General features: G+C 68.2%; 23 protein-coding genes. All 23 read left to right on the forward strand.

Annotated elements, in window-relative coordinates:
- Positions 1 to 10 precede the first annotated feature (10 nt).
- The 23 genes from C5B85_RS03615 to lgt all read left to right on the forward strand — a co-directional run bounded on the left by C5B85_RS03615 (position 11) and on the right by lgt (position 23585).
- The gene (locus C5B85_RS03615; RefSeq protein WP_104284797.1) at positions 11 to 1354 is read left to right on the forward strand and encodes a dihydroorotase; all 1344 of its coding nucleotides are present in this window, start codon (positions 11 to 13) and stop codon (positions 1352 to 1354) included.
- Positions 1354 to 1896 (forward strand): hypothetical protein, encoded by a 543-nt coding sequence (locus C5B85_RS03620; RefSeq protein ID WP_104284651.1) that lies wholly within the window; start codon positions 1354 to 1356, stop codon positions 1894 to 1896. The genes C5B85_RS03615 and C5B85_RS03620 overlap by 1 nt, the downstream gene beginning before the upstream one ends.
- Positions 1893 to 3065, forward strand: a complete 1173-nt coding sequence (gene carA, locus C5B85_RS03625) for a glutamine-hydrolyzing carbamoyl-phosphate synthase small subunit (RefSeq protein ID WP_104284652.1) — start codon at positions 1893 to 1895, stop codon at positions 3063 to 3065. Before C5B85_RS03620 ends, carA begins: the two co-directional genes overlap by 4 nt.
- A 2-nt stretch (positions 3066 to 3067) precedes the next feature.
- A complete protein-coding gene (gene carB, locus C5B85_RS03630; RefSeq protein ID WP_104284653.1) occupies positions 3068 to 6367 on the forward strand; it encodes a carbamoyl-phosphate synthase large subunit in 3300 nt (1099 codons plus the stop codon).
- Positions 6368 to 6376: 9 nt separating this feature from the next.
- On the forward strand, positions 6377 to 7258 hold the full coding sequence (gene pyrF, locus C5B85_RS03635) for an orotidine-5'-phosphate decarboxylase (RefSeq protein ID WP_258070580.1): 882 nt from the start codon (positions 6377 to 6379) through the stop codon (positions 7256 to 7258).
- Positions 7255 to 8154: a guanylate kinase gene (gmk, locus tag C5B85_RS03640; protein WP_104284654.1), complete on the forward strand. Its 900-nt coding sequence runs from the start codon at positions 7255 to 7257 to the stop codon at positions 8152 to 8154. Before pyrF ends, gmk begins: the two co-directional genes overlap by 4 nt.
- Positions 8151 to 8477: a DNA-directed RNA polymerase subunit omega gene (rpoZ, locus tag C5B85_RS03645; RefSeq protein WP_068484449.1), complete on the forward strand. Its 327-nt coding sequence runs from the start codon at positions 8151 to 8153 to the stop codon at positions 8475 to 8477. The genes gmk and rpoZ overlap by 4 nt, the downstream gene beginning before the upstream one ends.
- 70 nt (positions 8478 to 8547) lie before the next feature.
- On the forward strand, positions 8548 to 9765 hold the full coding sequence (coaBC, locus tag C5B85_RS03650) for a bifunctional phosphopantothenoylcysteine decarboxylase/phosphopantothenate--cysteine ligase CoaBC (RefSeq protein ID WP_104284799.1): 1218 nt from the start codon (positions 8548 to 8550) through the stop codon (positions 9763 to 9765).
- Between the two features lie 54 nt (positions 9766 to 9819).
- A complete protein-coding gene (gene metK / locus C5B85_RS03655; RefSeq protein ID WP_104284655.1) occupies positions 9820 to 11013 on the forward strand; it encodes a methionine adenosyltransferase in 1194 nt (397 codons plus the stop codon).
- Between the two features lie 14 nt (positions 11014 to 11027).
- A complete protein-coding gene (locus tag C5B85_RS03660) occupies positions 11028 to 13106 on the forward strand; it encodes a hypothetical protein (RefSeq protein ID WP_104284656.1) in 2079 nt (692 codons plus the stop codon).
- A gap of 47 nt (positions 13107 to 13153) precedes the next feature.
- The gene (gene fmt / locus C5B85_RS03665; RefSeq protein ID WP_104284657.1) at positions 13154 to 14083 is read left to right on the forward strand and encodes a methionyl-tRNA formyltransferase; all 930 of its coding nucleotides are present in this window, start codon (positions 13154 to 13156) and stop codon (positions 14081 to 14083) included.
- Complete coding sequence (locus C5B85_RS03670; protein WP_104284658.1) at positions 14080 to 15564, forward strand: RsmB/NOP family class I SAM-dependent RNA methyltransferase; 1485 nt, start codon at positions 14080 to 14082, stop codon at positions 15562 to 15564. Before fmt ends, C5B85_RS03670 begins: the two co-directional genes overlap by 4 nt.
- A 30-nt stretch (positions 15565 to 15594) precedes the next feature.
- Entirely contained in the window at positions 15595 to 16260 is a 666-nt protein-coding gene (rpe, locus tag C5B85_RS03675) for a ribulose-phosphate 3-epimerase (RefSeq protein ID WP_104284659.1), read from the forward strand.
- A 24-nt stretch (positions 16261 to 16284) separates the two neighbouring features.
- The gene (locus C5B85_RS03680; protein ID WP_104284660.1) at positions 16285 to 16548 is read left to right on the forward strand and encodes a phosphoribosyl-ATP diphosphatase; all 264 of its coding nucleotides are present in this window, start codon (positions 16285 to 16287) and stop codon (positions 16546 to 16548) included.
- Positions 16549 to 16686: 138 nt separating this feature from the next.
- A complete protein-coding gene (hisG, locus tag C5B85_RS03685; RefSeq protein ID WP_104284661.1) occupies positions 16687 to 17526 on the forward strand; it encodes an ATP phosphoribosyltransferase in 840 nt (279 codons plus the stop codon).
- Positions 17527 to 17531: 5 nt separating this feature from the next.
- A complete protein-coding gene (gene hisF, locus C5B85_RS03690; RefSeq protein WP_258070560.1) occupies positions 17532 to 18332 on the forward strand; it encodes an imidazole glycerol phosphate synthase subunit HisF in 801 nt (266 codons plus the stop codon).
- Positions 18329 to 18718 (forward strand): phosphoribosyl-AMP cyclohydrolase, encoded by a 390-nt coding sequence (hisI, locus tag C5B85_RS03695; protein ID WP_104284663.1) that lies wholly within the window; start codon positions 18329 to 18331, stop codon positions 18716 to 18718. The genes hisF and hisI overlap by 4 nt, the downstream gene beginning before the upstream one ends.
- The gene (locus C5B85_RS03700; RefSeq protein WP_104284664.1) at positions 18705 to 19388 is read left to right on the forward strand and encodes a Trp biosynthesis-associated membrane protein; all 684 of its coding nucleotides are present in this window, start codon (positions 18705 to 18707) and stop codon (positions 19386 to 19388) included. The genes hisI and C5B85_RS03700 overlap by 14 nt, the downstream gene beginning before the upstream one ends.
- A gap of 35 nt (positions 19389 to 19423) precedes the next feature.
- Positions 19424 to 19702 carry an HGxxPAAW family protein gene (locus C5B85_RS03705; RefSeq protein WP_258070561.1) on the forward strand — a complete coding sequence of 93 codons (279 nt, stop codon included), beginning with the start codon at positions 19424 to 19426 and terminating at the stop codon, positions 19700 to 19702.
- Between the two features lies 1 nt (position 19703).
- Positions 19704 to 20477, forward strand: a complete 774-nt coding sequence (trpC, locus tag C5B85_RS03710; RefSeq protein ID WP_104284665.1) for an indole-3-glycerol phosphate synthase TrpC — start codon at positions 19704 to 19706, stop codon at positions 20475 to 20477.
- Positions 20474 to 21736, forward strand: coding sequence for a tryptophan synthase subunit beta (gene trpB, locus C5B85_RS03715; protein ID WP_104284666.1), 1263 nt, complete (start codon positions 20474 to 20476; stop codon positions 21734 to 21736). Before trpC ends, trpB begins: the two co-directional genes overlap by 4 nt.
- Positions 21733 to 22554, forward strand: a complete 822-nt coding sequence (trpA, locus tag C5B85_RS03720) for a tryptophan synthase subunit alpha (protein WP_104284667.1) — start codon at positions 21733 to 21735, stop codon at positions 22552 to 22554. The genes trpB and trpA overlap by 4 nt, the downstream gene beginning before the upstream one ends.
- Positions 22551 to 23585: a prolipoprotein diacylglyceryl transferase gene (gene lgt / locus C5B85_RS03725; RefSeq protein ID WP_104284668.1), complete on the forward strand. Its 1035-nt coding sequence runs from the start codon at positions 22551 to 22553 to the stop codon at positions 23583 to 23585. The genes trpA and lgt overlap by 4 nt, the downstream gene beginning before the upstream one ends.
- Positions 23586 to 23713: the final 128 nt, after the last annotated feature.

Consider the following 23713-nt stretch of genomic DNA (forward strand, 5'->3'; position numbering starts at 1 on the left):
GAAAGGCACCATGACCACGCTGTACCGAGGCGCCAAGCTGCTCGGCGTCGACCCCGTCGACGTGCTTGTCACTGGAACCACGATCGCTGAGGTCGCTCCGGCCGGAACCAGTTCACTCGACGGTGTGGAAAGCGTCATCGATGCCGAGGGCCTCGTACTGCTGCCCGGCCTCGTCGACCTCCACACCCACCTCCGCGAACCCGGCTTCGAGTCGAGCGAGACCGTGTTGACCGGCACGCGCGCGGCAGCCTTCGGCGGCTACACGACGGTCTTCGCCATGGCGAACACCTCCCCGGTCCAGGACACGGCCGGCGTCGTCGAGGCGGTTGCGGCCCTCGGGCGCGCTGCCGGCTACGCCGACGTTCGCCCGATCGGCGCCGTGACGGTGGGACTCGAGGGCGAGCGTCTCTCGGAGATCGGCGCGATGGCGCAGTCGAACGCCGAGGTGCGCGTGTTCTCGGACGACGGCAAATGCGTCTTTGACCCGCTCATCATGCGCCGCGCGCTCGAATACGTGAAGGCATTCGGCGGCGTAGTCGCGCAGCACGCCCAGGACCCACGCCTGACGGCCGGCGCTCAGATGAACGAGGGCGCGCTCTCAGCCGAGCTCGGCCTCGGCGGCTGGCCCGCGGTCGCCGAATCCTCGATCATCGCGAGGGACGCACTCCTTGCCGACCACGTGTCGTCACGTCTGCACGTGTGCCACGTCTCCACGCGAGAGGGCGTCGACGTCGTCCGCTGGGCGAAGTCGCGCGGCATCGACGTGACCGCTGAGGTCACGCCGCACCACCTCCTCCTCACTGAGGAGCTCGTGCGCGGCTACGACGCCAGGTTCAAGGTCAACCCGCCGCTTCGCACGCAGGACGATGTGCTCGCCGTCCGCGAAGCGCTTGCCGACGGCACGATCGACATCGTCGCGACGGACCACGCGCCGCATCCGGTCGACGCCAAGGAAACCGAGTGGGACCAGGCAGCGATGGGCATGGTGGGACTCGAGTCCGCGCTGCGCGTCGTGCAGCACACCATGGTCGACACTGGCGCTCTCACTTGGGCGGACGTCGCACGGATCATGTCAGAGACGCCCGCCCGCATCGGCGGCGATCCGATCTCAGGCCGCCCCGTCGCCGCCGGTGAACTCGCGAACCTCGTCTTCTACGACCCCGCCCCGACGGCCGCGTTCACGACGGACGCGCTCGGAGGCAAGAGCATCAACTCTCCGTTCCTCGGCATGCCTCTGCCGGGACGGGTCGTGCACACCGTCTACCGCGGAACACGCACGCTCGACGACGGGGCGCTGCTCTCCGCCGAGGGCGCAGCCGCCGCGGCTCGGGCACGAGAGAAGGAACTCGCCTGATGGACGACCGCGTATTCCCGGCAGCTCTCACGATCCTCGCCTTCCTCGTCATCGTCGCGCTCATGTGGCTCGGCTGGCGACGACGAACTCGAGCCCAGGCCGGAATCTCGAGCCCCCTCGAGGTCCCGCAGTCAACGTCACAGCCGATCGGCCAATGGCGCGACGTTCACTACGTGTCCACGAGCCGAACCGGCGACGCGCTCGACCGCATCGTCGTGCCCCCGCTCGGGTTCAGAGGCCGAGCCGAGGTCACGGTGCTCCGAGAGGGCCCCGTTGTCCAGATTGCCGGCGAGCGACCCTTCTTCATCCCGGCCGGAGACATCGAAGCCACGATCGACGGCACCGTCACGATCGACCGGGTGGTCGAGAACGGCGGCCTGACGATCATCCGGTGGCTCCTGCCAGCCGACGAGGTCGCGACCGATCGCGTCTCCGTTGAAACCTCTCTCCGAGTTGTCGACGCCAACGCGCGCGAACAGCTCAAGACCGCGCTGCACTCGCTGCAGCTGACCCCAGCCCCCACGACCGAGGAGTCCTCATGACGCCACCAATTCCCGCCGTGCTCGTCCTGGAGGACGGGACGCGATACGAGGGCGACGCCTACGGCGCCGTCGGCGAGACGCTTGGCGAAGTCGTGTTCTCGACCGGCATGACCGGCTACCAGGAGACCCTGACCGACCCGAGCTACGCGGGTCAGATCGTCGTCCAGACGGCCCCGCACATCGGCAACACGGGTGTGAACGAGGAAGACATGGAGTCGCGCCAGATCTGGGTCGACGGCTACGTCGTCCGAGACCCCTCGCGAGTCGTCTCCAACTGGCGAGCTGAGGACACGCTCGAGAACGCTTTGACCTCGACGAGCATCGTCGGCATCTCAGGCGTCGACACCCGCGCACTCACGCGCCGCATCCGCAGCGAAGGGTCGATGCGGGGCGGCATCTTCTCCGGCGAGGCGGCCTCGGCCGCGGACGAGACCCTGCTCGAGAAGGTCCGCGCCCAGCCGAGCATGGCCGGCCGCAACCTGAGCGACCTCGTCTCCACGCCAGAGGCCGTCGTCCACCCCTCGACGGCCGAGGAGCGCATCGGCGCCGTCGCGATCATCGACCTCGGCATCAAGACGGCCACGATCAAGGCGCTCGCCGAGCGCGGCTTCGATGTGCACGTGCTGCCGCACGCCACGACCATCGAGCAGCTGCGCGAGCTGGCCCCAACCGCCGTGTTCTATTCCAACGGCCCGGGCGACCCTGCCTCGAGCGAGACGCACGTCGAGCTGCTCCGCAACGTGCTCAGGGACGGCACGCCGTTCTTCGGGATCTGCTTCGGCAACCAGCTGCTTGGACGCGCTCTCGGCTTCGACACGTACAAGCTCCCCTTCGGACACCGCGGCATCAACCAGCCGGTTGTCGACACCTTCTCGGGGCGCATCGAGATCACGGCCCAGAACCACGGCTTCGCGGTCCAGGCGCCGCTCGACGGCCCCGTCGAGACGCCCGCTGGCTTCGGCCGGGCCCAGGTGAGCCACATCGGCCTCAACGACCAGGTCGTCGAGGGCCTCCGCTGCCTCGACATCCCGGCGTTCAGCGTGCAGTTCCACCCGGAGGCGGCGGCGGGCCCCCACGACTCCGCCCCGCTCTTCGACCAGTTCAGGGACATGGTGCTCGCGCACCTCGCGTCCCCATCCACCCCCACCAACGGCCAGGAGAACGCGTAAGCATGCCAAAGCGCACAGATATTTCGAGCGTCCTCGTCATCGGCTCTGGACCCATCGTCATCGGCCAAGCGGCCGAGTTCGACTACTCCGGCACGCAGGCCTGCCGCGTACTCCGCGAAGAGGGCGTTCGCGTCATCCTCGTGAATTCCAACCCCGCGACGATCATGACCGACCCCGACTTCGCCGACGCGACCTACGTCGAGCCGATCACGCCGGACATCATCGAGTCGATCATCATCAAGGAGCGCCCAGACGCGATCCTCCCCACGCTTGGCGGACAGACGGCGCTCAACGCCGCCATCGCCCTGCACGAGCAGGGCATCCTCGAGCGCCACGGCGTCGAGCTCATCGGAGCCAAGGTGGATGCGATCCGCCGCGGCGAGGACCGCCAGATCTTCAAGGACCTCGTCATCGAGGCCGGCGCGGAAGTCGCGCGATCGCACATCGCGACAAGCGTCGAGCAGGCGATCGGCTTCGCCGAGGACCTCGGCTACCCGCTGGTTGTGCGCCCCTCCTTCACGATGGGCGGCCTCGGCTCCGGCTTCGCGTACAACGAGGAAGACCTCATCCGCTTCGTCGCCGACGGCGTGCAGTCGAGCCCGACGGGCGAGGTGCTCCTCGAGGAGTCGATCCTCGGCTGGAAGGAGTACGAGCTCGAGCTCATGCGCGACACGGCCGACAACACGGTCGTCGTCTGCTCCATCGAGAACGTCGACCCCGTCGGTGTGCACACGGGTGACTCCATCACGGTCGCGCCTGCGCTCACGCTCACCGACCGCGAGTACCAGCGGCTCCGTGACATCGGCATTGCGATCATCCGCCTCGTCGGCGTCGACACGGGCGGATGCAACATCCAGTTCGCCATCGACCCCTCGAACGGCCGCATCATCGTCATCGAGATGAACCCGCGTGTCTCGCGTTCCTCGGCGCTCGCATCGAAGGCCACTGGCTTCCCGATCGCGAAGATCGCGGCGAAGCTTGCCATCGGCTACCGCCTCGACGAGATCCCGAACGACATCACGAAGGTGACGCCGGCGAGCTTCGAGCCGACACTCGATTACGTCGTCGTCAAGGTACCGCGCTTCAACTTCGAGAAGTTCCCGGCCGCGGATACGACGCTCACCACGACCATGAAGTCGGTCGGCGAGGCCATGGCCATCGGCCGCAACTTCTCGACGGCGCTGCAGAAGGCCTTGCGCTCGCTCGAGAAGCGCGGTTCGTCGTTCACGTGGACCGCAGACGAGGTCTCGGTCGACGAGCTCCTCGAGATCATCAAGGTGCCGACCGACGGACGCATCGTCAACGTCCAGCGCGCGCTCTGGAAGGGTGCGACGCCGGAGCAGATCTTCGAGTCGACCGCGATCGACCCGTGGTTTATCGACCAGATCGTGCTCATCAACGAGGTCGCTGGCCAGATCAGCTCGGCCGAGGTCGTCGACGCCCGCCTGCTCCGCCACGCGAAGCGCCACGGCTTCTCGGACGCGCAGATCGCCGAGCTCCGTGGCCGCAGCGAGGACGAGGTCCGCGCGATCCGCCACAACTTCGGAGTCCGCCCCGTCTTCAAGACCGTGGACACGTGCGCTGGCGAGTTCCCCGCCTTCACGCCGTACCACTACTCGAGCTACGACCAGGAGTCAGAGGTGACCCCGAGCGACCGCCGCAAGGTCATCATCCTCGGGTCCGGCCCGAACCGCATCGGACAGGGCATCGAGTTCGACTACTCGTGCGTGCACGCGTCCTTCGCCCTCTCGGACGCGGGTTTCGAGACCATCATGATCAACTGCAACCCGGAGACCGTCTCGACGGACTACGACACCAGCGATCGCCTCTACTTCGAGCCGCTCACCCTCGAGGATGTCCTCGAGATCGTCGAGGTCGAGCGTGGAGCCGGCGAGCTGCTCGGTGTGGTTGTGCAGCTCGGCGGCCAGACTGCTCTGGGGCTCGCGAAGGGCCTCGAGGCCGCGGGCGTCCCGATCCTCGGCACGAGCCCAGCAGCCATCGACCTCGCTGAGGAGCGTGGATTGTTCTCCGGCGTCCTCGACCGGGCCGGCCTGATCTCTCCGGAGAACGGCACCGCTATCGACCTCGAGGGCGCGCTCGACGTCGCCGTCGGGATCGGGTACCCGGTGCTCGTGCGCCCGAGCTTCGTGCTCGGCGGTCGCGGCATGGAGATCGTCTACGACCCAGAGCAGATGCAGGACTACTTCTCGCGCATCGAGGGACAGGCGATCGTGGGACCGGCACACCCGCTGCTGGTCGACCGCTTCCTCGACGAAGCGACCGAGATCGACGTCGACGCGCTCTTCGACGGCAACGAGCTCTACATCGGTGGCATCATGGAGCACATCGAGGAGGCCGGCATCCACTCCGGCGACTCGGCCTGCACCCTGCCGCCCGTCACGCTCTCGAGCGCGGTCCTCGACAACGTCCGCGACGCGACCCTCGCAATCGCCGAGGGTGTCGGCGTCCGCGGCCTGCTCAACGTGCAGTTCGCACTCTCCGGCGGGAAGCTCTACGTGCTTGAGGCCAACCCGCGTGCATCCCGGACCGTGCCCTTCGTCTCGAAGGCGCTCGGCACCCAGCTCGCGAAGGCCGCCGCCCGTGTCATGACCGGCGTCACGATCGCAGAACTGAAGGCCGAGGGGCTCCTGCGCGAGAAGGATGGGACGCACCAGCCCGCGTCGAGCCCCGTCGCCGTCAAGGAGGCCGTGCTTCCCTTCAAGCGCTTCCGCACGAAGGATGGGCGCATCGTCGACTCGCTGCTCTCCCCGGAGATGCGCTCGACCGGCGAGGTCATGGGTATCGACACCGACTTCCCGACCGCGTTCGCGAAGAGCCAGCTCGCCGCGTACGGCGGACTGCCGAAGTCGGGCACCGTGTTCGTCTCCGTCTCCGACCGCGACAAGCGCGCCATCGTGCTCCCCATCGCGAAGTTCGTGGAGCTCGGCTTCTCGATCGCGGCCACCGAGGGAACCGCAGCAGTTCTCGCCCGCCACGGCATCTCGGCCAAGGTCGTTGGCAAGTTCACCCCGGACTCGCCCGACGGCACCACACCGGGCCAGGATCGCAATATCGTTGACATGATTCACGGGGGAGAGGTCGACATGGTCATCAACACGCCGTCCGGCCGCGCCTCGCGGGCTGACGGCTACGAGATCCGCACTGCGGCAGTCTCTGCCGACCTCCCCATCTTCACGACGATCTCGGAGCTCTCAGCGGCCGTCGGCTCACTCTCCGCGCTTCGCAGCGGCTTCACCGTCACGAGCCTGCAGGAGTACAACACCCAGAGGGGGGATAGCTAGTTGACTGAAGTGGTGGCGTCGCGTGCTGGAGGGGGCGGGTTCGGAACCCGGCTCCAGCAGGCCGTGGGGAAGCGGGGTCGGCTCTGCGTCGGCATCGATCCGCACGAGTTCCTGCTCGACGCGTGGGGGCTGCCAAACACGGCAGCCGGTGCCGGCGAGTTCGGCCTGCGGGTCGTCGAAGCCGCGGCCGGCCGCACCGGCGTCGTCAAGCCGCAGATCGCGTTCTTCGAGCGTTTCGGCGCCGCGGGCTTCACGGCGCTCGAAGCGGTGCTCGGCGCTGCTCGGGATGCAGGCCTGCTCGTGATCGCGGACGTCAAGCGCGGCGATGTCGGAACGACCCTCGAGGCCTATGCCAAGGCCTGGCTCGAGGTGGGCTCGCCTCTTGAGGCGGACGCCATGACGGTCAACCCCTACCAGGGATTCGACTCGCTCGCGGCAGCACTCGAGCTCGCGGAGCGCCTCGACAAGGGGCTGTTTGTCCTCTCGGCCACATCGAACCCCGAGTCGACCTCGATCCAGACGGCGCGTCGCGTTCACGGCAGCCAGCTCGGCGCAACCGTCGCAGGCGGCATCGCGAAGCGCGCCGCTGCCTGGAACGCCGATCACGCTCGAGGTGAGTTCGGCTCCGTCGGGCTCGTCCTTGGTGGCACGGTCGACTTCGACCTCCTCGGCGTGGATCTCCCGTCACTGGGCAAGGCTCCGAGGACCCCGGTGCTCGCGCCAGGCTTCGGCCACCAGGGGGCCGAGTTCGCACGCATCAGGGACACGTTCGGGGAGGCGACAGAGTCGATCATCGTGAACGTTTCGCGGAGCGTCCTCGCGGCTGGGCCTGACCGAATAACTGCAGCCATCGACGAGCAGACCGCCGAGCTGGAGGACGTGCTCTCATGACCCAGGTACCACCCCCAGTCGACCGCGTCGCTGCGTCGCGCGCCGCCGTGCTCGCCCGTCAGGCCAGGGCCGAGGTCAAGCGGGCACTCGCGAGCGGCGCCCGCTCGCCCCTCTCGATTCTCGACGCAAGTGCTTCACCGGAGCACGCTGCCGAGCACTCGCTCCGCGTGACGCAGTTCCTGCTGAGTATCCCGCACATCGGTGCGACCAAGCAGGCTCGCATCCTCGAGGACCTCGCTATCTCGCCCTCGAAGCGCCTCGGCGGACTGGGGCGCAACCAGCGCATCCGCCTCCGCGCCTTCCTCGAGGAGCGGCTCGGCGCGCAGACGGGCGAAAGCCGCCTTGTAGTGCTCGCCGGCCCGACGGCCGTCGGCAAGGGCACTGTCGCCAACTACATCAGGGAGCACTACCCGGAGGTCGAACTCTCGGTGTCAGCCACGACCCGCGCTCCTCGCCCTGGTGAGGTGGACGGCATCAACTACCACTTCACGAACGACGACGGCTTCGACCGCCTCGTCGAGCAAGAGCAGCTGCTCGAGTTCGCGACCGTGCACAACGCCTACAGGTACGGCACGCCGCGCGCGCCCATCGACGAGGCCATCGCTTCCGGGCGGTCGGTCCTGCTCGAAATCGACATTCAGGGCGCGAGGCAGGTCAGATCACGCATGCCAGAGGCTAGACTGGTATTTTTGTTGCCTCCGAGCTGGGACGAGCTCGTGCGGCGCCTCGTCGGGCGTGGTACGGAATCGGCCGAAGAACAGGCTCGGCGCCTCGAAACCGCGAAGGTCGAACTCGCCGCCCAGGACGAGTTCGATGCACTGGTCGTCAACGACTCCGTGCCTGAGGCTGCGGCACGCGTAGTCGAACATCTGGGACTGAACAAGGAGCACGCATGATTGAGAAGCCAAAGGGCATCATCGACCCGCCGATGGACGAGCTGCTGCAGCGAGTCGACAACAAGTACCAGCTGGTCATCTTCGCATCGCGTCGCGCGCGTCAGATCAACGACTACTACTCCGACCTGCACGACGGAGCGATCTACCAGAACGTCGGCCCGCTGATCGACTCTTCGATCGACGACAAGCCGCTCTCGATCGCGCTGCACGAGATCAACGAGCAGAAGATCGTCATGGTCGAGGCACGCCCGCTCGAGACTCCCGACGACGTCATCGTCTTCGACGACGAGATCAACTTCGAAGACGACGCCCCTCAGGCCTAACACGACCGTGAGCGAGATCGCCGGCGGGCATCCGACTGACCACGAGACCGACGCGTCCGATGGGCAGCCGATGCGCGTCGTCGTTGGTGTGACGGGCGGGATCGCCGCGTATAAGGCCGTCCAGGTCATCCGCGATCTTGTTCTGCTCGGCCATCACGTCGACGTCGTCCCCACGGAATCCGCGTTGCGCTTCGTGGGGCGGCCGACGTTCGAGGCCATCTCTCGCAACCCGGTGCGCACGGATGTCTTCGACGACGTCGCTGAGGTCAGACACGTTGCACTCGGCCAGCAGGCCGACGTCATTGCTGTTGTACCGGCAACCGCCAACTCCATGGCGAAGATCGCTGCCGGGCTCTCCGACGACCTGCTCGGCACGACCATCCTCGCCTCGACGGCTCCGCTCATCCTCGCGCCAGCAATGCACACCGAGATGTGGCTCAACCAGGCGACGCAGGCCAACGCGGCCCGGCTCGATGCACGCGGCGTGGTCTTGGTCGGCCCAGCCGAGGGACAGCTCACGGGCAACGATTCCGGCCCTGGCCGCCTCGCCGATCCAGCCGAGATCGTCGCGACCATTCTGAGCGCAGGACGAGGCGAGCGCCGGCGACGCCGGGACGCAGACCTCGCCAGCGATCTCAGGGGTCGGCGTGTGCTGATCACCGCCGGCGGCACACGCGAGCCGCTCGACCCCGTTCGCTTCATCGGGAACCGCTCCAGCGGACGACAGGGGTTCGCGCTCGCCGAGCGTGCGCTCGCTCGAGGCGCGGAGGTCACACTCGTCGCCGCCAACGCCGAGGTGCGTCCGCCGGACGGCGTCAAGCTCGTCACCGTCTCGAGCGCACAGCAGCTGGCGCAGGCCTGCGCCGAGATTGCCCCGCGTCACGACGTCGTCATCATGGCCGCCGCAGTGGCCGATTATCGCCCGGTGACCGTGGCCGAGGGCAAGATCAAGAAGGAGCAGGCTGGTGAGGAGCTCACGCTCACCTTCACGCGCAATCCCGACATCCTGCAGGACCTCTCCTCCTCCAGGGGCGCCGATCAGGTCATCATCGGCTTTGCCGCCGAGACGGAACCGGATGACGCCAAGCTGCTCGAGCTCGGCCGTGCGAAGATCGCGCGGAAGGGCTGCGACTACCTCGTCGTGAACCGAGTCGGCTGGAGCCTGGGCTTCCAGTCGGACGACAACTCGATCTTCGTCCTCGCGGCGTCCGGCGACGTTGTCTCGCGTCACACAGGCGACAAGTTGTCGGTGGCCGATGTCATCCTGGATCTACTCGCAATCGTCTAGTCGCACCGGCGCCGCCAAACCGGCCAGCCGTCAATTCACCGCAAGGGGTCCCGCTTGTCTTCTCTTCGCCTGTTCACTTCGGAGTCGGTCACCGAGGGTCACCCCGACAAGATCTGCGACCAGATCTCCGACCGCATCCTCGATGACCTGCTGACGCAGGACCCGGCGGCGCGCGTTGCCGTTGAAACTCTCGTGACAACCGGCCAGGTGCACGTCGCCGGCGAGGTCACCACCAACGCCTACTCCGACATCGCGGGCATCGTGCGCCGCACGATCAGCGAGATCGGCTACACCTCGAGCGACGTCGGCTTCGACGGCTCCTCCTGCGGCGTGTCGATCTCCGTCGGTGAGCAGTCTCCGGAGATCGGCGAGGGCGTCACGACCTCCCTCGAGCACCGGTCCGAGAGCTCGGAGGACGCGATCGCCAAGCAGGGCGCGGGAGACCAGGGCATCATGTTCGGCTATGCGACCCGCGAGACCGAGGCGCTCATGCCGCTGCCGATCCACCTGGCGCACCAGCTCGCCCAGCAGCTCGCTGCCGTCCGCAAGTCGGGCGAGGTCGACTACCTGCGTCCCGACGGCAAGACCCAGGTCACGGTCGGCTACGAGGGCAGCGTCCCCACGTCCATCGAGACCGTGGTGATCTCGACGCAGCATGACCCCGGCCTCACGCAGGAGCAGATCCGCAAGGACGTCGTCGATCACGTCGTGCGCCCGGTCCTCGAGCGCAACGGCTTCGCCGACGCCGATCCCACGTTCCTCGTCAACCCCTCCGGCAGCTTCATCGATGGGGGTCCCCGCGCCGACGCCGGCCTGACCGGTCGGAAGATCATCGTCGACACTTACGGCGGCATGGCACGACACGGTGGGGGAGCGTTCAGCGGCAAGGACCCGTCAAAGGTCGACCGCTCGGCCGCCTACGCGATGCGCTGGGTCGCGAAGAACGCGGTCGCGGCCGGGCTCGCTGACCGCCTCGAGGTGCAGATCGCCTACGCGATCGGCAAGGCCGAGCCCGTCGGCCTCTACGTCGAGACGTTTGGCACGGGCCACATCGAGGACGACAAGATCAGCGCGGCGATCCGCTCGACTTTCGACCTCCGCCCCGGCGCCCTCGTGGAGGACCTCGACCTCCGCCGCCCCATCTACGCCCAGACGTCGACGTACGGCCACTTCGGGCGCGAACTGCCCGACTTCACCTGGGAGCGCACCGACCGGGCTGAGGAGCTCCGCCGCGCGGCAGGCCTCTGATCGGCCAGCCAGCAGTGAACGACCCCCTGCCGCGGGTAGCGCGCGTCGTCGTCGCTTCCCCGCTCCCGCAGCTCGACAGAGAACTCGAATACGAGATCCCGGTCGAGCTGCGCGAGCGCATCGGCGTCGGCATGCGGGTTACCGTGCCGCTGCGCACGTCCAACCGCCAGCTGCAGGGGTTTGTCGTGGCCGTCGAGCACGCCGCCGAGTACGCCGGCAAGCTCGCCGTCATCACCGAGCTCGTCTCGACTGCCAGGGTGCTCACCCCTGAGATCGCCGGCCTCGCACGCGCCGTTGCCGACAGACAGGCCGGCTGCGCCGCTGACGTGCTGCGCCTCGCCATCCCGGCCAGGTCCGTCCGAGTCGAGCAGCGCTGGCTTGAGGCTCGAGCCGAGGCCGCCGCAGCGGCCGCTGTCGCAGTCGCTACCGAGGTTGACGAAGAGGTCGATGCCGAAGTCGATACCGAGCAGACGCGCCTAGCACCGCCGGCGGCGACGGGCACTGGCGAACTCGAGGACCCGGAGGCTGCACTCGTCCCTATGTACGGAGCCGAAGCGGCCGCTCTGCTCGCCCGGGGAAGAGCCGCCCGGTTGGCACTCGATGCTCCCGTCGGAGTCGACTCAGGCGTGCCACGTTCGCTTCTGGCTCTCTCGGCGGCGGCGGCGGCACGGGTTCGGGCGGGCGAGTCCGTCATCCTCGCCGTCCCGGACTACCGCGACGTCGAACTCGCGCTGCGCTCGCTCGGCCGCTTCCTCGACCCGTCGCGCATCCGCAGACTCGACACCCGCGCGAAGCCCGCGGATCGCTACAGCGCCTTCCTCGCCTGCCTTGACGAGACACCGGGCGTCGTCGTCGGCACGAGGAGCGTCATCTACGCCCCGGCGTCCAACCTCGGCGCCGTACTCGTGTGGGACGACGCAGACGAGAGCTTCACCGAGCAACTCGCGCCGTACGCGAGCACACGAGACGTCGCGCTCCTCCGCGCCGAGCGGGAGTCGCTCACGCTCGTCTTCGCGGCCCAGACCCCGAGCCTCGAGGTCGCACGCCTGGTCGGGATGCGCTGGCTCACCCCCGTTCCGCTGGCGCGCCCCGACTCGCCCAAGATCATCTCCGGCAGCCAGGCGCTCGCCGAGGAGACGCCAGCGTCCCACGCCCGCATCCCGGCCCTGGCCTGGCAGGAGGCCAGACGCGCCCTCGAGCATGGGCCCGTCCTGCTCCAGGTCGTTCGCGCCGGATACATCCCGAGCCTCAGCTGCGCCAAGTGCCGGCATCCCGCCCGCTGCACCGTCTGCGGCGGGGCGCTCGAGTTCGCACGCCCGTCCGCACCACCATCCTGCCGGGTCTGTGATTCGCTGCACCCCGAATGGCAGTGCCCTGAATGCGGCGACAAACGACTCCGCAACACTTCGCTCGGCGCCGAGCGCACTGCGGAGGAACTTGGTCGCGCCTTCCCCGGCGCGCGAGTGATCGTCGCCGATGGCGCCTCTGAGACGGTCTCTATCGACGACCGCCCCTGCCTCGTCGTGGCGACACGGGGCGCGGAGCCGGTCCCGCTGTCCGGCTACGCCGGCATCGTGCTGCTCGACACGGAGCGCTCGCTGGCCCAGGAACGCCTCGACGCAGGGATCGACGCGCTCCGCGGCTGGTCCAACGCAGCCGCGCTGGCCGGGCCGAGCGCGAAAGTCGTCATCGTCGGGGGAGAGACCCCGGCATCCCACGCCCTGCGCACCTGGCAGCAGCCCGAGTTCGCGACGCGGGAGCTCTCGGAGCGCAGGGAGCTGCACTTCCCGCCCGCCGTCCGCGTGGCGACAATCACCGGCACGGACGAGGAAGTCCGCGGCGCCCTCGCGACGGTGCAGGCCACGCCGGAGCTGCAGCAGGGAGCCGCGCTGCAGATCCTCGGCCCAACACCTCAGGACATCGGGAGCAGGGCAGTGCTCAAGTTCGGCTTTGCACTCGGCGCACCGCTCGCTAGGGCCCTGAAGAGCGAGCTCGTTCGCGCTGCGACGAGCAGGCGCCCGCGAGTCGCGGGTCGTGGCGGCGGCCACGCTTCGACCCTGCGCGTACGATTTGACCCGCCGGGAATCTTCTGACCCGCGCCCCAGCACCACATTCGCAACAACCTCGAGAGGCACCAGCTATGCGGCTCGTCTTCGCCGGCACTCCCATCACCGCTGTCCCCAGCCTCGACGCACTGGTCGACGACGGCCACGAGATCGTGGCTGTGCTGACCCGCGATGATGCCAAGGTGGGACGCTCTCGGGTCCTCACCCCCTCCCCGGTCGCTGCCCGCGGCGAGGAACTCGGGCTTCGCGTGATCAAGAGCAACCGCATGTCGGAAGAGGTGACGAACGAGCTCTCGAACCTCGACGCCGAGCTCGGCGTGATCGTGGCCTACGGCGCCCTCATCGACGAGGCGACGCTCGCGGCACCGACCCGCGGATGGGTCAACCTGCACTTCTCGCTCCTTCCCGAGCTCCGCGGCGCCGCCCCAGCGCAGCGCGCCGTCATGCGCGGCGACTCCGAGACGGGCATGACGATCTTCCAGCTCACCGCCGGGCTCGACGAGGGCCCCATCTTCGCCGCGCGCACATCCCCGGTCGGTGCGGACGAGACGTCTGGCGATCTCCTCGAACGTCTCGCGGTGGAGGGCGCCGAGTTCCTCACGGCGACGGTCGAGGCGATCGGCGCGGACACGCTGAACGCCGTGCCCCAGGCGGGAACGGCGACGTTCGCCCCCAAACTGGGCAAGCACGATTCAGCTGTCACCTGGTCGGCGCCCTCCGAGGTCGTCGACGCCCACATCCGGGGAGTCACACCGGAACCCGGGGCGGTGTCGCTCGTCGATGGACAGCCCCTGCGGATTCTCAGCATCTCGCGCCCGTCGGAAGACGCCGAGGTGCCGACGCTCGCCCCTGGACATCTCGGAGCAGTCGGCAAGCGGGTTTTCGTCGGCACGGGCACCAGCCCACTCGAGCTCCTCTCGGTGCAACCTGCCGGCAAGAAGCCGATGCCCGCGAGAGACTGGCTCCGCGGCCGACGCGACGCCGAGACGCTGGTGCTGGCATGAGTCCCGCAGGCGCAGGCGGGCGCCGCGGCAACCGACCGTTCGACGGCAAGCGACGACCGGACCAGCCCCCGGCCGGCCGCGGGGTGACCCGCTCCCGGCAGGTTGCCTTCGAAGTACTGAGGGCGGTCGACGAGGACGACGCCTACGCCAACTTGCTGCTCCCTCACCGCATCTCCGCTGCGAGGCTCTCGCCGTCCGACGCCGGTCTCGCGACCGAGCTGACCTACGGCACGCTGCGTCGGCGCGGCACGTACGACGCCATCATCTCGAAGGCCTCGGGGCGGGACGTCCTCGACATCGATCCGCCCCTCCTCGATGTGCTTCGTCTTGGAGCTCACCAGCTGCTCAGCATGCGCACGCCAAGCCACGCTGCGGTCAACGAGTCGGTCGAGCAGGCTGCTCGCATCGCATCCCGCGGCGCCTCAGGCTTCGTGAACGCCATCCTCCGGAAGATCTCGCGCACGGAACTCGACGACTGGCTCGACGAAGTCACGTCAGGCTTGACCGCCGAGCGGGCTCTCGCCGTGCGCCACTCGCATCCGGATTGGATCGTGCGCGCCCTCCGCGACGCCCTTTTCGCAGAGGACCGCGCCGACGAACTGGCAGCAACCCTCGCAGCCAACAACGATTCCCCGGCCGTCAGCATCGTCTCGTTGCCTGGCTTCGACACACCGGACCAGCTCGTCGAGGCCAACCCCGAACTGCTCGGTCCCGGCCATGTCTCGCCGCGGGGTCTCACCCTCGCCTCTGGCGACCCCTCGTGGGTGCCGCAGGTGAAGGCGGGACGCGCCAGGGTGCAGGACGAAGGATCGCAGCTCGTGACGCTCGCGCTGCTCGAGGCAACTCCGGTGCTGCCGGGTGAACGCTGGCTCGATATGTGCGCCGGCCCAGGCGGCAAGGCGGCACTCCTCGCCGCCAGCGCCACAGAACTCGAGGCGAGGCTCACCGCCAACGAGCTCGTCCCAGCGCGCGCTGGCCTCGTGCGCACGGCCCTCGCGCCGCTCGCTGCTCCCGTCACCGTGACGAACGAGGACGGCCGCTCGTTCGCCGAATCTCACCCAGGCGAGTTCGATCGTGTGCTGCTCGACGCACCCTGCACGGGGCTCGGCGCGCTGCGTCGCCGGCCGGAGGCTCGCTGGCGCAAGCAGAGTAGCGATGTGGGCGAGCTCGTCGCGCTGCAGGAGGAGCTGCTCGAGGCCGCGCTCGCCACGGTGAAGCCAGGCGGAATCGTGGCGTACGTCACCTGCTCCCCGCACCAAGCCGAGACGGTTGCGGTCGTGCGCCGAGCGGTTCGACTCTCCGGGGCCGAGGTACTCGACGCCGCGGCGATCGCCACCCGTGCCTCCAGCGCGAGCGACCTCGAGCTCGGCAGCCGGCCACTTGGCGACGGCACGCTCGTTCAGCTATGGCCGCACCGAAACGGGACGGATGCGATGTTCCTGGCGCTGCTCCGACGCGCGCCAGCGGAGAATCCCGCCTAGCGGCGGCGACCGACCCCGTAGGATCGCCCCGTGAACGCGCGCATCAACCCCAGCATCCTGGCCGCAGACTTCGCCAATTTCGAGAGGGACCTCGGTCGCATCGCGTCCGCAGACGCGGCGCACGTCGACGTCATGGACAACCACTTCGTCCCGAACCTCACGTTCGGACAGCCGATGGTCGAGCGCCTTCAGGAGATCAGCCCCGTCCCGCTCGACCTCCATCTCATGATCGAGGACCCGGACCACTGGGCGCCTCAGTTCGCCGAGATGGGCGTCTTCTCGGTGACCTTCCACGCAGAGGCGGTGACAAGCCCCGTGACCCTCGCGAAGAAACTCAAGGAGCGCGGCGCACGAGCAGGCATCGCGATCAACCCAGCGACGCCGCTCAGCGCGGTCGAAGAGATCCTGCCCCACTTCGACCAGCTGCTCATCATGACCGTCGAGCCCGGCTTCGGCGGCCAGTCGTTCATGGCGGACATGATGCCGAAACTCGCCAGGGCGGATGCCCTCCGTCGCTCGCACGGCCTCGAGACCTGGCTGCAGGTCGACGGCGGCATCTCGCTCGACACGATCGAGCTCGCGGCGGCTCACGGAGCCGACACGTTCGTCGCAGGGTCTGCCGTGTTCCGGGGCGACCCCGGGGACCAGATCGCCGCCCTCCGCGCAGCCGCGACGGGTGCCTCGCACGCGCACTAGGCGCCAAGCGACTACGCTGTGGCTGTGAAATCCTTCGACACGCTGTTCGCAGAACTCTCCGAGAAAATCAGCTCCCGCCCAGAGGGTTCCGGGACGGTCCGCGAGTTCGACGCCGGCGTGCATACGATCGGGAAGAAGATCGTCGAGGAGGCCGCCGAGGTCTGGATGGCCGCCGAGTACGAGAGCGACGAGGAGACAGCCGAGGAGATCTCGCAGCTGCTCTACCATCTGCAAGTCCTCATGCTCGCCAAGGGCCTCACCCTCGACGACGTCTACCGCAAGCTCTAGACGGCAACCCACGGCAGCGGGGCGAGCCAGCTGGCCGTCGCCCCTGCAGAGCAGCTCGCGCGACAGCGCCGGTGCATCCACCGGGCCCCGCGCATCCACCCCCGATTCGCAACTCCGAGAACCAAGGACGTTCCCACAATGCTTCGCATCGCCGTGCCAAACAAGGGCATGCTCGCCGAGACGGCAAACGAAATGCTGCAAGAGGCCGGATACCGCGGCCGCGGCGACAGCCGAGAGCTCGTCGCCATCGACCCCATCAACGACGTCGAGTTCTTCTACCTGCGCCCCCGCGACATCGCGACGTACGTCGGCTCCGGAGTGCTCGATGCCGGTATCACCGGCCGCGACTTCCTGCTGAACACCGAGTCGGCGGCCAAGGAGGTCCGCGCGCTGGACTTCGGCGACTCCACCTTCCGCTTCGCGGGTCCCGCCGGCGAGTTCACGGACGTGAGTCAGCTGCAGGGTAAGCGTGTCGCGACCAGCTACACGGGGCTCCTCGGGTCCTGGTTCGCTCGCGCGGGCATCGAGGCGGAACTCGTGCCGCTCGAGGGCGCTGTCGAGTCGGCTATCCGCCTCGGTGTCGCGGACGCGGTCGCCGACGTCGTCTCGACTGGCGGGACGCTGCGCAAGGCGGGCCTCGAGGTCTTCGGACCGGTGATCCTCGAGTCGACGGCCGTGCTCATCTCCACGCCAGAGAAGGAGCACGCCGCGAGGCGCCTCCTGGGACGCCTCGACGGGGTCCTGGTGGCTCGCCGCTACGCCATCATGGATTACGACATCGAATCCTCGAAGCTCGAAGCCGCGCTCGCGATCACGCCGGGCTTCCAGTCGCCCACGATCTCGCCTCTGCGGGATTCGCAGTGGGTTGCTGTGCGCTCCATGGTGCCGCAGAACGAACTCAACCAGGTCATGGACCGCCTGCAGGATGCGGGCGCCAAGGCCATCATCGTCACGGCGCTGCAAGCCGTCCGGATGTGATGGCGGTGACCGACTCGCCGTCCACGCGGGGCACGGGCCTCGCGACTCGCGTCATCCCGTGTCTCGACGTCGCCGCGGGGCGCGTCGTCAAGGGCGTCAATTTCCTTGACCTGCAGGATGCGGGAGACCCGGTCGAGCTCGCAGCCCTCTACGCCGCCCAGGGTGCGGATGAGCTGACCTTCCTCGACGTCACGGCGTCGACGGAGGGACGGGGGACAACCTACGACCTCGTGACCCGGACCGCTGAGCAGGTCTTCATCCCGCTGACCGTCGGCGGCGGTGTCCGCAGCGTCGAAGACGTGCGAGTCCTGCTCGCGTGCGGTGCCGACAAGGTCGGCGTCAACTCCGCGGCGATTGCCCGTCCTGCGCTCCTCGACGAGATTTCTTCGACGTTCGGGAAGCAGGTGCTTGTGCTCTCTCTCGACGTCAAGCGTTCCGACGCCACGGAGTCGGGCTTCGTGGTCACCTCACACGGGGGCCGCACCGACACCGGCATCGACGCGCTGGCCTGGGCGAGCGAGGCCGTTGAACGCGGTGCGGGAGAGCTCCTCGTCAACTCGATGGATGCCGATGGGACGAAGGCTGGGTTCGACCTGGAGCTGACACGACTCGTGCGCGAGCTGGCTTCTGTCCCCGTCATCGCCTCGGGCGGCGCTGGTGCGCTCGAGCACTTTGCGCCCGCAGTCGAGGCAGGCGCGGACGCCGTGCTCGCGGCGAGCGTCTTCCACCACAGGCAGTTCACGATCGGCGAGGTCAAGGATTCTCTCGCCGAGGCGGGCGTCACCGTGAGGAGGAGCGTCAGATGAGGGCAGCACGCTTCCCTGTGGCACGGGGCGACATCGATCAGATCGTGGCCAGGACCTCGTTCGACGAACGCGGACTCGTTCCCGTCATCGTCACGCAGTGGGACACGCGAGAGGTGCTCATGCTCGCGTACATGAACGCTGAGTCGCTCCGCATGACGCTCACCGAGGGTCGGGTTGTCTACTGGTCGCGGTCACGGTCCGAGCTGTGGCGCAAGGGCGACACCTCCGGCAACACTCAGCGGCTCGTGAGCTTCGCACTCGACTGCGACGCCGACACGATCCTCATCCGCGTCGACCAACAGGGCCCCGCGTGCCACACGGGCACACGCACGTGTTTCGACGGCGACGAGCACGCACTCGACTTCCAGCCTCATGATCGCGCCTGACCTCGCCGGCAAGCGCGGGAAGCGCGGGACGCTGCTCACGATCATCGTCGGCGTGGGGTTGGCGATGCTCGCCTGGTCGCAGGTCTGGTTCTCCTACAACCTCGCCCTCGGCGCCGAGTTCTACGGCGGCGAGGTGCGCGGCGACGTCGCCGCGCCCGCGGTCATGGCCCTTGCGCTCGCCGGCCTCGCCGTCCTGGCCGCCCTCGCTCTGGCCGGGGTCGTGTTCCGCTACATCCTCGGCGCGCTCCTCGCGCTTGTCGGCGCCGTGCTCGTGCTCCAGGCCTTCCTGGCTGTTGCCAACCCCGTCCCGGCCATCGCTCCCGGGGCGACCGCCGCATCCGGTCTGGCCGGTGAGCAGACGATCGCGGACGCGGTTGCGGCTGGCACCGTCTCGGTCACTTTCTGGCCGTGGCTGGCTGTTGTCGCCGGGGCCGTTCTCGCGTTCGCGGGTGTGCTCGCGATTGTCACGGCGCGCCGGTGGCCGACAGGCGGGCGTCGTTTCAAGACGACTTCGCTCGAGCCCGTCGACTCCGAGGCCGAAAGCGGCAGCGAAGCGGATGCGGCACCGGCCGCCGCGGGGACGGACAGCGATCGGCGCGTCGAGCAGTGGGACGCGCTGAGCCACGGCGACGACCCGACCGACGCCGGTTCCCCGCGGCGGTCCAGCTAGACTTACCCCCAGCGCACGTGACAAGGAGCACCCTCATGACTGAACTGGCCGCGAAGACGTCCCACGAACCCACGAGCATCGCCGAAGCCGAGGAGATTCAGGAAGCACCGCTGCAGGAGCCGCACGAGAGCCACGGGCACTCGGTCGCCGCCTGGACCGGAGTCCTCATCATGCTCGTCGGCTTCACCGTCGGCACGCTCGGCATCTGGTTCGACCAGAACATCGTGACCTGGGTTGGTGTCGTCGCGATCGTCGTCGGCGCCATCGCCTGGCCAGCGCTTGCACGCCTCGGCTTCGGGCCGAAGGCGCACTAGCTTGCTCGAGTCGCTGTACCACGGCGCTCTCGAGGACGCCGCGGAGCGTCGAGAACGAACACCGGCACGGGCACTCGAGGCCCGTATTTCGGACGTCGCTCCCGCGCTCGACGCCTACTCGGCCCTTGCGCGCTCGGAGCGCGTCAACATCATCGCCGAGGTGAAGCGCGCGAGCCCGTCCCGCGGGCGCCTCGCCGATATCCCAGACCCGGCAGTTCTCGCCGCCTCCTACGAGCGCGGGGGAGCAGCCGCGATCTCCGTACTCACCGAGCAGCGGAAGTTCCTCGGCTCGCTTGACGATCTTCGTGCGGTTCGCGACACGGTTGCCGTGCCTGTGCTCCGTAAGGAGTTCATCGCCGAGGAGTACCAGCTGCTCGAGGCACGTGCCTGCGGCGCGGACCTGGCGCTCCTCATCGTGGCGGGCCTCGACCAGTCGACGCTTGCACGACTCGCGGAGTTCACCGAGCAGCTCGGCATGACGGCGCTCGTCGAAGCGCACTCGAAGGACGAATTGCTTCGCGGCCTCGACGCGGGAGCACGAATCCTCGGCGTCAACGCCCGTAACCTCGCGACGTTCGAACTCCACCCCGAGCTCTTCGGAGAGCTCGCCCCCCTCTACCCGAACGACGTGGTCAAAGTCGCCGAATCGGCGGTCCTCGAACCAGCGCACGTTCGCCGCTACCGCGACGCCGGTGCCGACGCAGTCCTCATCGGGGAGGCGCTCGTCACGGGCGGTGACCCCGAATCAACCCTGGAGACCTTCCACCTCGCATGAGCATTCAGCCCCCAAGCACGACGTCGTTGCGCGACGCCTCAGGCCCCTACTACGGCGAGTTCGGCGGGAGGTTCGTTCCCGAGAGCCTCATGGCCGCTCTCGACGAGTTGTCGACCGCCTGGGAGGCGGCAAAAGCGGACGACGAGTTCTGGGCTGAACTCGCCCGTCTGCACCGCGACTACTCGGGGCGCCCCTCGATCATCACAGAAGCCCCGCGTTTCGCGGCGCACGCCGGTGGCGCTCGTATCATCCTGAAGCGCGAGGACCTCAACCACACGGGCTCGCACAAGATCAACAACGTGCTCGGCCAGGCGCTACTCACGAAGCGGATCGGCAAGACCAGGGTCATCGCCGAGACCGGTGCAGGCCAGCACGGTGTCGCCACGGCGACGGCGGCCGCGCTCTTCGGGCTCGACTGCACGATCTACATGGGAGCCGTCGACACGGCCCGCCAGGCGCTCAACGTCGCCCGGATGCGCCTGCTCGGCGCCGAGGTCGTTGCCGTGGAGTCGGGGTCAGCGACGCTCAAGGACGCCATCAACGACGCCATGCGCGACTGGGTTGCTTCGGTGGACACCACCAACTACCTCTTCGGCACCGCAGCTGGCCCGCATCCCTTCCCGGCCCTGGTCCGCGACCTGCAGTCGATCATCGGCGAAGAGGCGCGCCAGCAGGTGCTGGACCTCACCGGCTCGCTGCCTGACGCCGTGGTCGCGTGCGTCGGCGGAGGCTCGAACGCCATCGGCATCTTCAGCGCCTTCCTGGACGACTCGTCCGTCGCCCTCTACGGATACGAGGCTGCAGGCGACGGGGTCGACACACCACGGCACGCGGCGACGATCGGTGCCGGTCGCCCGGGAGTCCTCCACGGTGCACGAACGCTGCTGCTGCAGGACTCGGACGGCCAGACCATCGAGTCGCACTCGATCTCGGCTGGTCTCGACTACCCGGGAGTTGGGCCAGAGCACGCCTACCTGGCGGCGATCGGCCGCGCGCAGTACCTGCCTGTCACGGATGCGGCCGCCATGGAGGCGTTTAGGCTCCTCGCGCGCACCGAGGGCATCATCCCGGCCATCGAGTCGAGCCACGCGCTCGCAGGTGCTCTGGAACTCGGCAAGGAGCTCGGCCCGGACGCAACCATCCTGGTCTCGCTCTCCGGCCGAGGAGACAAGGACATGGAGACAGCTGCCGAGTACTTCAGGCTCGGCGACCCGGATCGCACCGAGGGTCACGAATCAGCAGAAGGACAGAGCAAGTGACCTCAACACCATCCGCACTCGAGAGCGTCATCGACGCCGCGAACCGCGACCGCAGGGGCGCTCTTGTCGCCTACCTGCCCGTCGGGTTCCCGGACTTCGAGACGTCAGTGGCCGCGGCGATCGCCGTCATCAAGGCCGGAGCTGATGTGCTGGAGCTCGGCATGCCGTACTCCGACCCCGTCATGGACGGCCCCGTCATCCAGGCCGCCGCCGTGCAGGCGCTCGAGGGCGGCTTCCGCACCGAGCACGTCTTCGAGGCGATCAGACAGATCCGCGCGGAGGTCGATGCCCCGATCGTCGTCATGACTTACTGGAACCTGGTCATGCAGTACGGCGTCGACGAGTTCGCTCGCGACCTGGCCGCTGCTGGCGGCAACGGGCTCATCACCCCTGACCTCGTGCCTGACGAGGGGGCGGAGTGGATCACGGCGGCCACGGACCACGACCTGGACCGCGTGTTCCTGGCGGCTCCCACCTCGAGCGACCCTCGACTCGACCTCGTCATCAACTCGAGCAGGGGGTTCGTGTACACGGTCTCCACAATGGGCATCACCGGGGCCCGGGCTGACGTCGACCAGGCCGCGAGGACGCTCGCTGATCGACTGCACGCTCACGGCTGCATGAGGGCGTGTGTCGGCCTCGGCATCTCGACGGCAGAGCAGGTGCGTGAAGTGCTGGACTACGCCGAGGGCGCCATCGTCGGCTCTGCCCTCGTCAAAGCCCTCGCATCGGGCGGCGTCGAAGCGGTCGCGGAGACCGCGGCGCAGCTTGCACGCGGCACGGCGCTCGACGCCACGACTTCGAAGGAACAGGCATGACGCCACTGACCGGAATCCCCAGCCCGCCCCTCGAGTGGTCGAGCTTCGAGATCGGCCCGCTCACGGTGCACCTCTATGCGCTGTTCATCGTGGCGGGCATGGTCCTCGCTGTACTGTGGACCGACCGCCGCCTGACGGCGCGTGGCGGTGAGAAGTGGATCACGGTCGATTTCGCGATCTGGGCCGTGCTGCTCGGGCTTCTCGGCGCTCGCCTGTACCACGTGTTCACGCACCCCGCCGATTACTTCTTCGAGGGCGCGAACTTCTGGCGCATCTTCTTCATCTGGGAGGGCGGCAACGCCATCATCGGCTCCCTCATCGGCGGGGCGATCGGTATTCTCATCGCGAGCCGCATGACCGGCATCAGGATGCTCGCCTTCTCGGACGCGCTCGTCCCCGGCCTGCTGCTCGCTCAGGCGGTCGGGCGCCTCGGTAACTACTTCAATCACGAGCTGTACGGCTGGCCAACCGACCTGCCGTGGGGTCTGCAGATCGAGTCGAGCAACCCTGCGTTCCCCATCGGTCTGCCGGAGGGAACGCTCTTCCACCCGACTTTCCTCTACGAGATGCTCTGGAACCTCGTCGGCATCGCGCTCATCGTGCTCCTCGAGCGGATGTTCCGCTGGCGCACCGGCAAGACCCTCGCGTCGTACCTCATCTGGTACGGCACTGGGCGCATCTGGATCGAATCGATTCGCGTCGACTACTCCGAGGTCATCTTGGGCATGCGCTCGAACGTGTTCGGGGCGCTGTGCCTCGTGATCGTCGGCATCGCGCTGTTCGTCTACGTGTCTCGACTGCCCGCCTCTCAGTTGAGCAGCAGCATCTACCTGCCTGGCAGGGACCCTGAATCGGAAGCGCTGAAGGCAGCGGAAGACGACGCTGACGCTGTCGACCTCGATGACGCTGAGGAAACCTCCGCGCAACACGAGGGTCACGACGAGGAAACTTCCGAAGCCTTGCCTAACTCGTTGGACAGCGAAGAATCCCCTGATGAGAAAGAAGAAGTGACCAGCGCACCGAAGAGCTGACCACTCCGACCCCGTCCTGCTCAGGCGTCGGGGGTCACCTGCGAAACACAGAAGTAACACAGCGGTCGTAATCTGCTGAATGGACCGACGGACGCCTGTAGGCACCCGCCCCCACGGGCTCCGTCAAC

Source organism: Pseudoclavibacter sp. AY1F1 (genome assembly GCF_002931075.1).
Classification (GTDB): domain Bacteria; phylum Actinomycetota; class Actinomycetes; order Actinomycetales; family Microbacteriaceae; genus Pseudoclavibacter.

Coding starts and splice junctions, on each gene's coding strand:
- C5B85_RS03615 (WP_104284797.1), top strand. CDS start 11: ATGACCACGCTGTACCGAGGCGCCAAGCTGCTCGGCGTCGACCCCGTC.
- C5B85_RS03620 (WP_104284651.1), top strand. CDS start 1,354: ATGGACGACCGCGTATTCCCGGCAGCTCTCACGATCCTCGCCTTCCTC.
- carA (WP_104284652.1), top strand. CDS start 1,893: ATGACGCCACCAATTCCCGCCGTGCTCGTCCTGGAGGACGGGACGCGA.
- carB (WP_104284653.1), top strand. CDS start 3,068: ATGCCAAAGCGCACAGATATTTCGAGCGTCCTCGTCATCGGCTCTGGA.
- gmk (WP_104284654.1), top strand. CDS start 7,255: ATGACCCAGGTACCACCCCCAGTCGACCGCGTCGCTGCGTCGCGCGCC.
- rpoZ (WP_068484449.1), top strand. CDS start 8,151: ATGATTGAGAAGCCAAAGGGCATCATCGACCCGCCGATGGACGAGCTG.
- coaBC (WP_104284799.1), top strand. CDS start 8,548: ATGCGCGTCGTCGTTGGTGTGACGGGCGGGATCGCCGCGTATAAGGCC.
- fmt (WP_104284657.1), top strand. CDS start 13,154: ATGCGGCTCGTCTTCGCCGGCACTCCCATCACCGCTGTCCCCAGCCTC.
- C5B85_RS03670 (WP_104284658.1), top strand. CDS start 14,080: ATGAGTCCCGCAGGCGCAGGCGGGCGCCGCGGCAACCGACCGTTCGAC.
- hisG (WP_104284661.1), top strand. CDS start 16,687: ATGCTTCGCATCGCCGTGCCAAACAAGGGCATGCTCGCCGAGACGGCA.
- hisI (WP_104284663.1), top strand. CDS start 18,329: ATGAGGGCAGCACGCTTCCCTGTGGCACGGGGCGACATCGATCAGATC.
- C5B85_RS03700 (WP_104284664.1), top strand. CDS start 18,705: ATGATCGCGCCTGACCTCGCCGGCAAGCGCGGGAAGCGCGGGACGCTG.
- C5B85_RS03705 (WP_258070561.1), top strand. CDS start 19,424: ATGACTGAACTGGCCGCGAAGACGTCCCACGAACCCACGAGCATCGCC.
- trpB (WP_104284666.1), top strand. CDS start 20,474: ATGAGCATTCAGCCCCCAAGCACGACGTCGTTGCGCGACGCCTCAGGC.
- lgt (WP_104284668.1), top strand. CDS start 22,551: ATGACGCCACTGACCGGAATCCCCAGCCCGCCCCTCGAGTGGTCGAGC.